We start from the raw sequence: 13455 nt of genomic DNA, 5'->3' as shown, positions 1-13455 counted from the left end.
TCACGAGGTCTCGAGTTCGTTGTCGAGGTAGCCGAAGAGTTCGTCGTCGGTGGCCGAGTCGAAGCCGGCCTCGGTGTCGTCGTCCGTGTCGTCGGCGCGGGCGTCGCTCCAGTTGGCGAGCAGGGCGCGCAGCCGCAGGTCGACCTTGGTGGCGGTGCCGTCGTCGGCGAGGGAGAGCAGGGCGCTCTCCAGGCGGTCGAGCTGGTCGAGCACACCGGACTCCGGGTCGGGCTCGCTGCTCGGGAGCAGCGTGAGCAGGTATCGGGTGATCGCGGCGGCCGACGGGTGGTCGAAGACGAAGGTCGAGGCCAGTCGCAGGCCGGTGGCGGCGGTGAGCCGGTTGCGCAGTTCCACCGAGGTCAGCGAGTCGAAGCCGAGGTCGCCCAGGGCGCGGCCGGGGTCGACCTCGGTGCCGACCGCGTAGCCGAGCACTCCTGCGACCTGCGTGCAGACCAGGTCGAGGACCGCCTGCTCGCGGTCCGCGGCGGACTGGCCCGCGAGGGTGTCGGCGAACGTCGCGGTCGCGACGGGGGGCGCGGTCGTGGTGCGGCGGGCGGGGGCTCGGACCAGGCCGCGCAGCAGCGGGGGCAGGGTGCCGTCGGCGGCCTGCCCGCGCAGTGCGGCGGTGTCCAGGAGGACGGGTACGAGCGCGGCGCGGTGGTCCTCGGTCGCGGTGTCGAGGAGCGCGAGCGCGTCCTCGGTGGGCAGTTCGAGGATGCCGGAGCGGCCGAGCCGCGCCCGGTCGCCCTCGTCGAGGCCCGCGGTGATGCCGCTCGCGGCCGCCCAGATGCCCCACGCCAGCGAGATGCCGGGCAGGCCGAGCGCCCGGCGGCGGCGCACGAGCGCGTCGAGCGCCGCGTTGGCGGCCGCGTAACTGCCCTGACCCGCGCTGCCGATGACCCCGGACGCCGAGGAGAACACGACGAACGCGGACAGGTCGGCGTCCCGGGTCAGTTCGTCCAGGTGCAGCAGGCCGTCGACCTTCGGGCCGAAGACGTGGTCGACCCGCTCGGGCGTCAGCGACTCCAGTACGCCGTCGTCGACGACGCCGGCCGCGTGGACGACCGCGCCGAGCGGCCGGTCCAGCGAGTCGAGGAGCGCGGCGACGGAGTCGCGGTCGGCCACGTCGCACGCGGCGACGGTCACCTCGGCGCCCAGCGCGGCCAGTTCGTCGCGCAACTCCGGTGCGCCGTCGGTCGCGAGGCCCTTGCGTCCGGCGAGGACGAGGTCGCGGACGCCCCGTTCGGCGACCAGGTGCCGGGCCACGATGGCGCCGAGCGTGCCGAGGCCGCCGGTGACCAGGACCGGGCGGCCCGGGTCGACCGGTGCGGGCACGGTCAGCACGGCCTTGCCGACGCACCGGTCCTCGCTGAGGTGCCGGAACGCCTCGGGGGCGCGGCGGACGTCCCAGGCGCGCACCGGCAGGGGGCTGAGCGCACCGGCCTCGAACAGCGCGAGGATGTCGGTGAGGATCTCCTGGGCGCGGTCGGGGCCCGGCTGCGCCTGGTCGAACGTGGCGTACTTGACGCCGGGCGGCAGCGCGTCGGGCTCGCGGCCGTCGGTCTTGCCCGGCTCGACGAACCGGCCGCCGTCGGGCAGCAGTTCCAGGGTGGCGTCCATGAACTCCCGCTGTGCCAGGGGAAGGTCCGCGAACTCCCTCGGTTCCGGGGAGGTGTCCGCGTACTCCCGCACGAGCGGGTTCAGGACCACGTGCACGCCGCGCCCGCCGGTCTCGGCGGTGAACTTCGCCGCGAAGCCGGTGTCGTCCGAGGACGCCAGGTGCGAGTCGGGTACACCGGCAGCCCGTACGACGTCCCAGTCCTCGGGGCTCGCGGTGGCGAACACCTCCGCGCCCCGGTGCCGGGCGAGTCGTACGGCCGCCAGGCCGACGTCGCCCGCGGCGGCGTGGACGAGGACGGATTCGCCGTGGCGCAGGTCTGCCAGGTCGTGCAGGGCGTAGTGGGCGGTGAGGAAGGCCAGCGGTACGGACGCGGCGTCCGGGAAGGACCATCCGGCGGGCACCGGGGCGACCAGCCTGCGGTCGGTGACCACGAGCGGCCCGAAGCCCTTGGTGACCAGGCCGAGCACGCGGTCGCCCACGGCCAGGTCGGTGACCGCCGAGCCGAGCTCGGTGACGACGCCCGCGACCTCGCTGCCGGGTTCGGCGGTGCCGGAACGGGCGCCGAGGGCGATCAGGACGTCGTGGAGGTTCAGTCCGGCCGCGCGGACGGCGACGCGTATCTCGCCGGGCGCGAGGGGCGCGATGGCGTCGGGGTGCGGCACCAGGGCGAGGCCGGTGAGGGAGCCGCGCGGCTGGGCGTCGAGGCGCCACGGGCCTTCGGCGGGCGGGGTGAGCGGTCCTTCGGCGGTGGCGCGGGTGAGCCTGGGCACGGTCACCCGGCCTGCCCGCACGGCCAGTTGGGGCTCGTCGGAGGCGAGGGCGGAGGGCACCGCGAGGGCGGAGTCGGCGGCGTCGTCGAGGTCGAGCAGCGCGAACCGGCCGGGGTTCTCGGTCTGCGCGGACCGCACCAGGCCCCACACGGCCGCCTGCGCCGGGTCGGGCACGTCGGTGTCGACCGCGCCACGGGTCACGAACACCAGGCGGGCGTGCGCGGTCCGCTCGTCGGCGAGCCAGCCCTGGGCCAGCGCCAGCGCCCAGGACACCGCATCGCGCGCCGCCTTCCCGTCCACGGCGGACGGTCGGGGGCAGAGGGCGAGCAGGTCGGTCACGCCGTCGAGGGCGCCGAAGTCGGAGACGGTGGGCGCGGCGACACCGAGTCGGGCCGCGTCGAGGCTGTTCGCTTCGCGGCGGTCCGCGTCGAGAGCCGTCGCGTCGAGCCTGTTCGAGTCGACGCCATTCGCCTCGCGGCGGCCCGCGCCGAGGGCCGTCGCGTCGAGGCCGCCCGCACCGAGGGAAGTCGCACCAAGGCCGTCCACACCGAGCACGGCGAGCCCGACCGCCCTGTCCCCGGTCGCGTTGCCGGGCACCCACTCCACTTCGAGCAGGGCGTCCGACGTACGGGACGCGGCCTTGCGGAGCTCCGCCGGTCGCATCACCAGGGACGCGACGGTCGCGACGGGCCTCCCGGCCGGGTCCGCGACGGCCAGCGACATCTCGTCCCGTCCCGTGGGCGACCAGCGGACCCGCAGCGCGGAGGCGCCGACGGCGTGCAGCCGTACGCCGGTGAAGCTGAACGGCAGCCGCGGGCCGCCGCCGATCTCGTCGAGCGCGTGCAGCATGGGTGCGTGCAGCGCGGCGTCGAGCAGCGCGGCGTGCACGCCGAAGCCTTCGCCGCCGGTCTCGTCCGGCAGGGCCACCTCGACGTACACGTCGCTGCCGAGGCGCCAGGCCGCGCGCAGCGCGCGGAACACGGGCCCGTAGTCGTAGCCGAGTTCGGCGAAGCGGTCGTAGACGTGGTCGATGGCCATGGGCGTGGCGCCCTGCGGGGGCCACGCCGTCAGTTCGGTCGCGGGCGCGTCGCTCGTGGTGAGGGTGCCGGAGGCGTGCTCGGTCCACGGCGCGTCCCGGTCGGCGTCCTCGGCCCGCGCGTGCACCCGGATGGTCCGCCTGCCGTCGGTCTCCGCGCCGACGGTGACCCGCAGGACGACGGCGCCGCGCTCGGGCAGGACCAGCGGGGCCTGCAGGGTCAGTTCCTCGACCGTGTCGAGCCCGCAGTGGCTCGCGGCGTGCAGGGCGAGGTCGAGGATGCCCGTGCCGGGGAACAGGACCCGGTCGCCGACGCCGTGGTCGGCGAGCCAGGGCTGGGTCCGCGTGGACAGCCTGCCGGTGAAGACGACGCCGTCGGAGTCGGGCAGGGCGACCGCGGCGCGGAGCAGCGGGTGTTCGCCGGCGGCGACGCCGAGAGCCGCCGTCGCGCCGTCGCCCGCGGGGGCGACGGCCGCGGTCAGCCAGTACCGCTCGTGCTGGAAGGCGTAGGTGGGCAGGTCGACCCGGCTGCCGCCGCCCAGCGCGACGGCGAGGTCCAGCTCGGCGCCGCGGACGTGGAGGTGCGCGGCGGCGAGGGTGAGGGCGTCCGGTTCGGGCCGGTCGGAGCGCAGCGTCGGCACGAACACCGTGTCGGGGGCGCTGTCCTGGCCCATCGCGGCGAGCACCGTGCCGGGCCCGACCTCGACCATGGTCGTGACGCCCTGCGCGACGAGCGCCGTGACGCCGTCGGCGAACCGCACGGGCCGGCGCACGTGCCGTACCCAGTGGTCCGGCGATGCCAGTTCCTCGGCGTCGACCGGCGCGCCCGTCAGGGTGGACACGATGGGCAGCGCGGGCGCGTTGGCGGTGGCACCGGCGACGACGCGGCGGAACGCGGCGAGCATCGGCTCCATGAGCGGCGAGTGGAACGCGTGGCTGACGCGCAGCCGGGTCACCTTGCGGCCCTGTGCCTCGAGGCGGTCGGCGAGGTCGAGCACCTCGCGTTCCCGGCCGGAAAGGACCAGGGAGCGGGGGCCGTTGATGGCGGCGATGCCGACGTACTCGGAGCACTCCGGAGCGATCTCGTCCTCGGCGGCCTGCACGGCGACCATGACGCCACCGGCGGGCAGCTCCTGCATGAGGGCGCCGCGGGCGGCGACGATCGCGCAGGCGTCGGCCAGCGAGAAGACCCCGGCGACGTGCGCGGCGGTGAGTTCGCCGATGGAGTGGCCCGCGAGGGCCTCGGGCCTGAGGCCCCAGGACTCCCAGAGCCGGTAGAGGGCGACCTCGACGGCGAACAACGCGGGCTGGGCGTACTCGGTGCGGTCGAGGAGGGCCTGGTCGTCGCCGAAGACGACGTCGCGCAGCGGCAGCGCGAGGTGCGGGTCGAGGTGGGCGAACGCCTCGTCGAGGGCGTCGGCGAACACGGGGTGCGCCGCGTAGAGGCCCCGGCCCATGCCGATGCGCTGGGAGCCCTGGCCGGAGAACAGCACGGCGAGCCTGCCGCCGTCGGGGGTGCCCCGCACCACGGTCGGGTCGTCGCCGCCCACGACCAGCGCGTCGAGGCCGACGCGCAGTTCGGAGGTGTCGGTGCCGAGGACGACGGCGCGGTGGTCGAGCGCGGCGCGCCCGGTCGCGAGCGTCGTGGCGACGTCCACCGGGGACAGGCCGGGCCGCTCGTCGACGGCGGCGGCCAGGCGGGCGGCCTGGTCGCGCAGCGCGGCGGTGTCGCGGGCGGACAGCGCCCACGCCAGGGTGCGGCCTTCGGGCTCGTCGGCGGGGGCCGCGGGTATGGACTCGGCCTGGTCGAGGGCTTCGGCCTGTTCGAGGATGACGTGGCCGTTGGTGCCGCTGACGCCGAACGAGGACACGGCGGCCCGCCTCGGCCTGCCGGTCTCCGGCCACGGGCGGTGGTCGGCGAGCAGTTCGACGGCGCCGGTCGTCCAGTCGACGTGCCGGGACGGCCGGTCGAGGTGCAGGGTGCGCGGCAGTACGCCGTGGCGCAGCGCGAGGACCATCTTGATGACGCCCGCGATGCCCGAGGCGGCCTGGGTGTGGCCGATGTTGGACTTCAGGGCGCCGAGGAGCAGCGGCCGGTCGGCGGGGCGGTCCTGGCCGTAGGTGGCGAGGAGTGCCTGCGCCTCGATGGGGTCGCCGAGGCGGGTGCCGGTGCCGTGGCCCTCGACGGCGTCCACGTCCGTGGCGGACAGGCCCGCGTTGGCGAGGGCCGCGCGGATGACCTGCTGCTGTGCGGGGCCGTTCGGCGCGGAGAGGCCGTTGGACGCGCCGTCCTGGTTGATCGCGGAGCCCCGGACGACGGCGAGCACTTCGTGGCCGTTGGCGCGTGCGTCGGAGAGCCGCTCCAGGAGGACCAGCCCGCTTCCCTCGCCCCAGCCGACGCCGTCGGCGGCGTCGGCGAAGGGCTTGCAGCGGCCGTCGGGGGCGAGGCCGCCCTGGAGGCTGAACTCGGCGAAGGGCGTGGGCGTCACCATGACCGCCGTGCCGCCGGCCAGGGCCATCGTGCAGTCCCCCGCGCGCAGCGACTGCACCGCGAGGTTCAGGGCGACCAGCGAGGACGAGCACGCGGTGTCGACGGTGACGGCGGGGCCGCGCAGGCCGAGGGAGTAGGCGATCCGGCCCGATACGACGCTCAGCGCGTCGCCGGTCACGCGGTAGCCGTCCATCTCGGGCGCCGCCTGCTCCAGGGTGCCCGCGTAGCCCTGCGGGGACGCGCCGATGAAGACGCCGGTGAGGCTTTCGCGCGCGGAGGTCGGGTCGATGCCCGCCCGTTCGAAGGCCTCCCAGGCGAGTTCGAGCACCTGGCGCTGCTGGGGGTCCATGGCAAGGGCCTCGCGCGGCGAGATGCCGAAGAAGCCCGCGTCGAAGCCGCCCGCGTCGTCGACGAAGGCGCCTTCCAGGGTGCGGCTGTGGCCCTGGGCCTCCGCGTCGGCCGCGTACAGCCGGTCGGTGTCCCAGCCGCGGTCGTCCGGGAAGGGGCCGACGGCGTCGTGTCCGTTCAGGACGAGCGACCACAGGTCCTCAGGGGCGCGCACGCCGCCGGGCAGGCGGCAGCTCATCGCCACCACGGCGATGGGCTCGTCGGCGGTCCGGGTCGTGGTCCTGCCGGACGCGGCGGCCTGCCGTTCGCCGAGCACCACGGAGTGCAGGTGCCGGGCGAGGCGCTCCGGCGTCGGGTGGTCGAACATGACGGTCGTGGGCAGCCGGGCGCCGGTGGCGTTGTTGAGGCGCTTGCGGACCTCGATGGTGGTGAGGGAGTCGAAGCCCAGCTCGCGGAACGCCCGGTCGGGTGTGACGGCGTCGGGTCCTTCGTGGCCGAGGACCGCGCCCGCGTGGGCGCGGACCAGGTCGAGCAGGTGCCGGTGCTGGTCGGCCTCGGTGAGCTCGGCCAGGCGTTCGGCGAGGGCCCCGCCCGAGGCCGGCTGCGCTGTCGCGTCCTGTTCGGCCAGCGCGACGACGTCGGGGATGTCGCCGATCAGCGGGCGCGAACGGGCCGCGGTGAAGGCGGGGGTGAAGCGGGCCCAGTCGATGTCCGCGACCGTCAGGGTCGTCTCGCCCGCCGCGAGGGCGGTGGCGAGCGCGCCGATCGCGAGCTCCGGCCGCATGGGCCGGCTGCCCCTGCGGCGCAGTTGGTCGTCGAGGTCGCCCGCGCCCATGCCCTCGCCCGCCCACATGCCCCAGGACACCGAGGTGACGGGCAGGCCGTCGGCGTGGCGGCGCTGCGCGAGGCCGTCGAGGAAGGCGTTGGCGGCGCCGTACGCCCCCATGCCGCCGCTGCCCCACACCGCGGACCCGGAGGAGAACAGCACGAACGCGTCCAACTCGCGCCCGGCGCACAGCTCGTCGAGGTGGGCCGCGCCGCCCGCCTTCGCCGCCAGGGCCTCCGCGAGGTCAGAGGTGCCGGTCTGGGCGAGCGGCACGGACGGGACGGTGCCCGCCGCGTGGAAGACCGAGCGGACCGGGGTGCCGTCGGCGTCGAGCCGGGCGAACAGTTCGGCGAGCGCGGCGCGGTCGGCGGCGTCGCAGGCGGCGACGGTGGTCCTGACGCCGAGCGCGGTCAGCTCGGCCTCCAGGTCGCGCGCTCCGGGGGCGTCCGCGCCGCGGCGGCTGGTCAGGACGAGGTGCTCGGCGCCGTTGGCGGCGAGCCAGCGGGCGACGTGGCCGCCGATGGCGCCGGTGCCGCCGGTGATCAGTACGGTGCCGCGGGCGCGCCAGGCGGATGCCGCCTTGGGCGCGGGGGCCGGGGTCATCCGCCGCGCGGACACGCCGGAGGCGCGGACGGCCAGTTGGTCCTCGTCCGTCTGTCCGGCGAGGACGGCGGCGAGCCGCGTCGCGGTCCTGTCGTCGGGGGTGACGGGCAGGTCGACGATGCCGCCCCAGCGGTCCGGGTGCTCCAGGCCGACGACGATGCCGAGGCCCCAGACCTGGCTCTGCACCGGGTGGGTGAGCGGGTCGGACCGGCCGACGGACACCGCTCCCGTCGTCGCCAGCCACAGCGGCGCGCCGATCCCGGCGTCGCCGAGCGCCCGCACCAGCGCCAGCGTGCCGGAGAGGCCGTTCGGGACGGCGGGCGCGGCGGGGTCGGGGTGTTCGTCGAGGGCCAGCAGGGAGAGCACGCCGCTCGGTTCGACGTCCAGGGAGCGCAGGGACTCCAGCGAGCCGTCACTGTGCAGGACGTCGGCGCCGTGGGCGCGCAGCGCGTCGGCGGCCGCCGCGCACCAGGGGTGCTCGGCCTCGGCGGGCGGGGCGACCACGAGCCAGGTGCCGGTGAGGGTGGGCGTGGTGGCGGCGCCGAGGGGGCGCCAGGTGACGCGGTAGCGCCACGCGTCGACGGTGGTGCGCTCCTGGCTGCGGCGCCGCCAGTCGGCGAGGCTGGGCAGGACGTCGGTCAGCGGAGCGTCGACGGGCACGTCGAGGGTGGTGGCGAGGTCGCCGCGCTCCACCGCGGACCAGAACTCCTCCAGGGCCGGGTCGCCGCCCGCCGTCGGGCGGGCCGTCTCGTCGATCCAGTAGCGCTTGCGCTGGAAGGGGTACGTCGGCAGGTCCACGTGCCGCCCAGCGGGCACCGCGGTGCGCCAGTCGACGGGCAGGCCCTCCACGTACGCCTCGGCGGCGGAGAGCAGGAACCGGTCGGGGCCGCCGTCGTCCCGGCGCAGCGTGCCGATGACGAGGGCGTCGCCGTCGGTCGCTTCGAGGGTCTCGCGCACTCCGTAGGTGAGCACGGGGTGCGGGCTGCACTCGACGAACACGTCGGCGCCCCAGTCGAGGAGGCCGCGGGTCGCGTTCTCGAACAGGACGGTGTTGCGCAGGTTCCCGTACCAGTAGTCGGCGTCCGCGTCCGTCCCGGTCAGCCATTCCCCGGTGACGGTGGACAGCATGGGTACCCGCGCGGGCATCGGCTGCACGTCGGCCCACACGCTGGTCAGTGCCTCGCGGATGGGCTCGACGTGCCGCGAGTGGGACGCGTAGTCGATGGGGACCCGCCTGGCCCGCAGGTCCTCGGCGCAGGCCTCGGTCAGTTCGCCCAGCGCTTCGGTGTCGCCCGCGACGACCACGGAACGGGGGCCGTTGACGGCGGCGATCGTGAGCCGCCCGTCCCACGGCGCGATCAGTTCGCGCGTGTCGTCGAGCGTCGCGGACAGCGACACCAGGCCGCTGCGGCCCGCGAGGGCGCGGAGCGCCTGGCTGCGCAGTGCGACGATCTTGGCGGCGTCGGCGAGCGACAGGATGCCCGCGACGTGCGCGGCGGCGATCTCGCCCTGGCTGTGCCCGACGACCGCGTCCGGCTCCACACCGTACGAGCGCCACAGCGCCGCCAGCGACACCATCACCGCCCACAAGGCAGGCTGCACCACGTCGTCCCGGTCCAGTTCGGCGCCGTCGGCGAGGACGTCCCGCAGCGACCAGTCCACGTGCGGGGCGAGGGCATCGGCGCACGCGTCGAGCGAGGCGCGGAACACCGGGGAGGACTCGGCGAGTTCCGCGCCCATGCCGAGCCACTGCGAGCCCTGGCCGGGGAACACGAACGCCACCTTGCCCACGGGCCGCGCGACACCGACCGCCGTGCGGGCGGGCGCGGCCCCCCGGGCCACCTCCGTCAGCGCGTCGGCGCCGCCCGCCACCACCACGGCCCGGTGCTCGAACACGGAGCGGGACAGCAGGCCGGCCGCCATGTCCGCGGGCGTCAACTGCTCCACGACGGCGGCGAGTCGGGCGGCGTGGGCGCGCAAGGCGTCCTCCGAGCGCGCGGAGAACACCAGCGGCACGGACGCGGTCGACGGCTCCGGGTCGTCCGGAGTCTCGTCGGGCGCCTGCTCCAGGACGGCGTGGGCGTTGGTGCCGCTGATGCCGAACGAGGACACACCGGCCCGCCGGGGGCGCTCGACCTCGGGCCACGGCGTGTTCTCGGTGACCAGGGACACCGCGCCCGATGTCCAGTCCACGTGCGGGGTGGGCTCGGTGATGTGCAGGCTCTTGGGCAGCTCGCCGTGCTGGAGCGCGAGCACCATCTTGATCAGGCCCGCGACGCCGGACGCCGCCTGCGTGTGGCCGATGTTCGACTTCACCGAGCCGAGCAGCAGCGGCCGGTCGGCGGGGTGCTCCCGGCCGTAGGTGGCGAGCAGCGCGTCCGCCTCGATCGGGTCGCCCAGCTTCGTGCCGGTGCCGTGCGCCTCGACGGCGTCGACCTCGGCGGCCGACACGCCCGCGTCGGCGAGCGCCTGCCGGATCACCCTGCGCTGCGCGGGGCCGCTGGGGGCGGTGAGGCCGTTGGACGCGCCGTCCTGGTTGATGGCGGTGCCCTTGACCAGCGCGAGCACGGGGTGTCCGTTGCGGCGCGCGTCGGAGAGACGCTCGAGGAGCACCATCGTGGCGCCCTCGGCGAGGCCGAAGCCGTCCGCGCTCGCCGAGAACGCCTTGCTCCGGCCGTCGGGGGCCAGCGCGCGCTGCCTGCTGAACTCCACGAACAGGCCCTGCGAGGGCATGACCGTGACGCCGCCCGCCAGCGCCATGGGGCATTCGCCGCGGCGCAGCGACTGCACGGCCAGGTGCAGGGCGACCAGCGACGACGAGCACGCGGTGTCGACGGAGATGGCGGGCCCGCCGAGCCCGAAGGTGTAGGAGAGCCTGCCGGACGCGACGCTCGCGGTGTTGCCGGTGACCAGGTAGCCCTCCAGGTCACCGGGCGCCTCGTGCGGCCGCGGTCCGTAGTCCATCGTCATCGTGCCCACGAACACGCCGGTGCGGCTGCCGCGCAGTTCCGCCGGGTCGATGCCCGCGCGCTCCATCGACTCCCAGGCGATCTCCATGAGGAGCCGCTGCTGCGGGTCCATCGCGAGCGCCTCGCGCGGCGAGATGCCGAAGAACTCCGGGTCGAACTCGGTGACGTCGTGCAGGAATCCGGCCTCGCGCTGGTAGTAGCCGCCGACGCGCTCGGCGTCCTCGTCGTAGCGCCCGTCCAGGTCCCAGCCGCGGTCGGTGGGGAACGCGGTGACGCCGTCGCCGCCCGCGGACAGCATCGCCCACAGGTCCTCGGGGCTGTGTACGCCGCCGGGCAGGCGGCAGCTCATCGCCACGACGGCGATCGGCTCGTCGTCGCCGGCCGCCATCGGGGCCAGGGGCTCGTCGTCCTCGTCGGACGTGCCGAGCAGGACCCGGTCGATGTGCCGGGCGAGGCCGCGGAGCGTCGGGTTGTCGAACACCGCCGACACCGGCAGCTTCAGGCCGGTGGCGGCGTTCAGATGGTTGCGCAGCGACACCGCGCCCGCCGAGTCGACGCCCAGCTCCAGGAGCGGCGCGTCCACGTCGCCGGAGAGTTCGGTGTCCTGGCCGACGACGGCGGCGACCTGCGCGCGGACCAGGTCGAGGAGGAGCGCGTGCCGGTCGGGGGCGTCCGCGAGCCGGTCGGCGAGGGACAGGACGGGGGCGGACGGGGGCGCCGCGTGCAGCGGGTAGGCGGGCAGCGGGACGGCGCGTGCGTCGCGGCCGGTGAACACCGCGTCCCAGTCGGGGAGTACGCCGTGCGCGTGCAGTGCGGCGAGCGCGGCGGTCAGGTGGTCGGCGCTGCCCGGGCCCCGGCGCAGCGTCCCGATGACGACGGCGTCCACGGCGGCGTCCTCGGCGGTCTCCTGCACGGCCCGGGTGAGCACGGGGTGCGGGCTCGCTTCGAGGAACAGGCGGTGGCCCGCGGCGAGGGCGGCGCGCGTGGCGCTCTCGAAGTCGGCGGTGTGGCGCATGTTTTGGCACCAGTGGTCCGCGGTGAGCGTGAGCGGGTCGACCCGTGCGCCCGTGGTGCCCAGGTAGATCGGCACGTCGGTGGGGCGCGGCTCGATCGGGGCGAGGTCGGCGCGCAGCAGGTCGAGCACCGCGTCGACCTGGCGGCCGTGGGCCGCGATGCGGATGTCGATGCCCTTGGCCCTGATGCCGTCCGCGGCCAGTTCGGCGAGGAGTTCGGTGGCCGCGTCCTCGGTGCCGGAGACCAGTACCGAGCCGGGGGCGTGCACGGCGGCGAGGTCGAGGCCGTCGTAGCGGGTCAGTCGTTCGCGTACGTCGTCGGCGGACGCGAGGACGGACAGCATCACGCCGCCTTCGAGCAGGTGCAGTTGCACCTTGCTGAACAGCGCCACGGCCCGCGCGCCGTCCTCGACGGACAGCGCGCCCGCGACCGTCGCGGCGGGGAGTTCACCGGCGCTGGAGCCGATCACGGCGTCGGGTCGCACGCCCCAGGAGCGCCACAGGGCGGCCAGGGCCACCATCATGGCCCAGAGTGCGGGCTGGCCCACGTCGGGACGGTCGAGCGACGGGGTGTCCGTCTTGCCGCGCAGTACGTCCATGACGGGCCAGTCGACGTGAGGTTGGAGGGCGTCCACGCAGGTCCGCAGGTGGTCGGCGAATTCCGGGTACCGGGTCGTCAACTCGTCGGCCATGCCCGGCCACTGCGGTCCGTGCCCGGGGAACACGAAGGCGAGGCCGTCCGCGGCGGCCGGCGTGGGGCCGCCGGTCGCGAGTCCCGGGACCGGTAATCCGCCTTCGCTGAAGGCGAGCAGTTCCTCGGCGAGCCGCGCCCGGTCGCCGCCGACGAACACGGCGCGCTCGGTCAGGGCGGGGCGGGTGGTGGCGAGGGACAGGGCGACATCGGCGAGCGGCAGGTCCGGCTCGGCGTCGAGCAGGGTGCGCAGGTCGGCGGCGCGTGCCCGCAGGGTGTCCTGGTTGTGGGCCGACAGCGTGAGCGGGACGGCGGGGCCGTCCGCCGCTTCGCGGCCGGGGCCGGGGCGGCCTGCGTGCTGGGCGGCTTCGACGAGTGCGAGAACGTTGTCAGGCCACGTGTGCTCGGTGCCGAGCCGGTAGCCGAAGGTCGCGGTGCGGGCGTAGTCGCCCCGCGCGAGCACGGCGTGGGCGCCGCCGGAGCCGACGAGCGCCAGGGCGCACGCGCCGGAACGCACGGCTGCGAGGGCGTCGGCGAGGGCGTCGGGCCCGGTCCGGCGCGGGCCGCTGAGGCCGAGCGCGTCCGCTAACTCGTCCGCTTCGCCCGGGTCGCCCGTGTGCGTGCCGTCGGCGGTCAGGAAGACGCCGATGCCCGCCCGGTCGTCGCCGACGCCCGCGTCCTCGCAGGCCGTCCACGCCGACTCCACGGCGGCGGTCCGGTCCGCCGACGGCGTCACACCGGTCGACTCGGCCCACACACCGGGATCCGGCTCGGTCCGCACCGGTGCCGCGGGGGCGACTCCGATGACGGCGACAGTGCCGATGTCCACTCGTGCCAATTCGCACATGGCAGCCTCTGCCCTCGTCAATCGTCCACTAAAGAACACGCACTTGATTGGCCCGAATTGACGTCGATCACTTCTCAGCCAATCGGTCCTGACAACTGGCGCAAGTCAAGACCAGGGCTCCAGAAATTGTCAACTGACGTCCATTTCAAGTCGGTCGACGTCTATTTCCGGTCTCAACCATGACTGGCCATGTTTGGCGTATCGCGCCCGCGCGAGGAATACACACCACCGACACACGGA

Annotated in this window: 1 protein-coding gene; it reads right to left on the bottom strand. The window is 75.4% G+C overall.

The window, feature by feature from the left end; translation table 11 throughout:
* Window positions 1-13197, bottom strand: coding sequence for a type I polyketide synthase (locus ACZ6BG_RS17855; RefSeq protein ID WP_469002980.1), 13197 nt, complete (start codon window positions 13195-13197; stop codon window positions 1-3).
* Window positions 13198-13455: the final 258 nt, after the last annotated feature.

The sequence above is a fragment of the Streptomyces sp. NPDC041205 genome, from assembly GCF_055591765.1.
This window is presented reverse-complemented; position numbering and strand designations above follow the sequence as displayed.